At 62.0% G+C, this 2,278-nt stretch carries 1 protein-coding gene and 1 pseudogene; one reads left to right on the forward strand and one right to left on the reverse strand.

Annotated features, from left to right (window positions below):
• Positions 1 to 196 (forward strand): annotated as a pseudogene (locus RMO81_RS09195) (NADP-dependent oxidoreductase); the annotation flags it as partial.
• A gap of 494 nt (positions 197 to 690) precedes the next feature.
• Here RMO81_RS09195 and RMO81_RS09200 read toward each other — a convergent pair.
• On the reverse strand, positions 691 to 2,136 hold the full coding sequence (locus RMO81_RS09200) for a S41 family peptidase (protein ID WP_310475535.1): 1,446 nt from the start codon (positions 2,134 to 2,136) through the stop codon (positions 691 to 693).
• Positions 2,137 to 2,278: the final 142 nt, after the last annotated feature.

The following is a 2,278-nucleotide window of genomic DNA, read 5'->3' on the forward strand; positions in this document are numbered from 1 at the left end:
CGGACGGATGGAAGGCTTCATCGTGCTCGATTTCGCCAAGCGTTATGGCGAGGGTGTGGCCGCGCTGTCGAAGCTGATGGCTGAAGGCAGGCTGAAGACGGCTGAAGACGTGGCGCACGGGTTCGAGAATTGCCCGGCCACGCTGCGCCGGTTGTTTGAAGGCAAGAATTTCGGCAAACAGCTGCTGAGGCTCTAAGAATATTGCGAAATAAAGGCATATGGATAGTTGCCATACGCCGAAAGATGATGCTTGAAAAATATGTATTGTGGAATATCATGCAACGCAGAGAGTGGGAGTGGACCGACATGAAAAAAATGCTGTTTTTCGTGAGCATGGTTTCGGTGTTGGCGACCCCACAAATTGTTTCGGCGCAGGCTTGGCGGAATTGCATACCTGGATCAATTGGGCCCGGAGGATGTGACTCGATCGGGCCTGGCGGTGGTCAGTCAATTGGCCCTGGTGGCGGCCAGTCAATTGGTCCCGGCGGTGGGTTGTCTATTGGTCCGCGAGGCGGTCAGTCAATTGGACCTGGTGGAGGACAATCGATAGGCCCTGATGGCGGGCAATCGTTGACGAGAAATCGTAAATTTGGGTTGAACCCAAATACCATGCGGCCATACACCTGCAGTGAAGGTGGACCTTGCTAAGTTCACTTCCCGCTTCGAGCTGTCAGTCTAAGCAGTAATTGTTTAAAACGTCCCCGGCATTTCGCGCTGGGCGGCGTTGGGCGTGCGGGCGAGCAGCGGTTGGCGGCCCAGCGATTGTTCGCGGATGTCGCCGGCTGCCGCGGCTATGGCGGTGCAGTTTTCGCCGCGCAGGGCGGCAATGGCGCGGCCGGTGGAGGCTTCGGCGGGATTGCCCATCGGCCGCGTGAAATCATCGTTGGCCGCACAGGTGCGACCGCCGCGTGATGGCAGATAGGGTGCCAGGCCGTTGAAATAATCGCCCTGGCGGCTGGCGTTTTGCGTGGCGAAGGCAACGATGCGCAGCCGATCATCACAGGCGGCGCGGTCGACGGCGATCTGGCCCACCGGCTTGCCCGTTGTGTTCTCGCCGACGAGCGTCAGCCGGTTCTGGAAATAGGGCAGCATGGCATTGGCCACCAACTCGCTGGCGGAAGCGCTGGCATCGGTGGCGATGAAGGCGAGGTTGGTCGGCGCCACGCTTTCGGGCACGGTGCGGAACAGGCGGGTGCTGTTGCTGGCCGATTTCGATGGCCGGAAAGTGGTGAAGCTGAACACGTCGCTGCCCAACCGATCGCGGCCCATCAGGTCGCCCATCAGTTCAGCGGTGCGCACCAGGCCGCCGCTGTTATAGCGGAAATCGATGATGATGTTGGTCGCACCTTCAGCCCGGAACCGGGCGAAGGCGGCGCGCAGTGGAGCATCGGCCGTGGAGATGAAGCTGCGCAGATTGACATAGCCGACGCGGCCAAGGCCTTGCTGTTCATAGGTCAGCACGCCGAAGCGGCTGGAAACCGGTGGGATGTTGAATTCAGCCCGCGTGATGGTGACCGTGCGCTCCTGCCCGTCCAGGGTGAAGCGGATGGTGCGGGTGACGCCCACCTCGCTGGGGCCCAGCGCGTCTGACACGGCCGCCGACCCGCCAGCTGCGAACAGCGTGGTGACCGGCACCAGATTGTCGGGCGTGGTGCCGATGGCCAGAATTTCGGCGCCGCGATCAAAGCCGGCGGCAAAGGCCGGGCCGGTTTCGAACACATCCAGGATGAAGGTGCGCCGGGCATTGCTGTCATATTCAAGCCGGATGCCGAAGGCCGCTGTTTGCCCGGAAGTGAAGAAGGCATTTTCTTCGGCAATCGAGGTGATGAAGGTGAAATTGCGATCCTTGTTCGCCACGCGCGCCGTGGCGGTGAGTGCGTCGATATAGGCCTGCACGGTTGCAAAACCGTCGGGCGACAGGCTGGCGGGCAAATCTGCCGGGAAGAGGTAATTCTCGCGGATCTGGGCTTCGGCCCACAATTGCCGGTCGCGCAGGGCGCACTGCGGGGTGGGTGTGGGCGTGGGTGACGGGCTGGGGGCAACGCCGACAGGCCCACTGCCGCCGCCGCCGCCGCATCCGGCCAGGGTGAGGGCAGCGGCCAGCGCACTGGTGAGGGCGAAACGCGATCGAAACATGGTCTGCTTGTGACGGGGAAGTGGCGGCTTTGTCCAGATGACAAGATGACATTCTCGCGACAGGCGGCTTCTGCAGCGGCGAAGCCCTTGACGGCGCCGGGGCAGGGACCCATATGCCCTATCAGCCGCTGGCACTCACGTT

The sequence above is a fragment of the Sandarakinorhabdus sp. genome (assembly GCF_031422795.1).
In the GTDB taxonomy this organism is placed as follows: domain Bacteria; phylum Pseudomonadota; class Alphaproteobacteria; order Sphingomonadales; family Sphingomonadaceae; genus Sandarakinorhabdus.

Excerpts from the sequence above, each read along its gene's own strand:
- RMO81_RS09200 (WP_310475535.1), bottom strand. The coding sequence starts at position 2,136 with ATGTTTCGATCGCGTTTCGCCCTCACCAGTGCGCTGGCCGCTGCCCTC.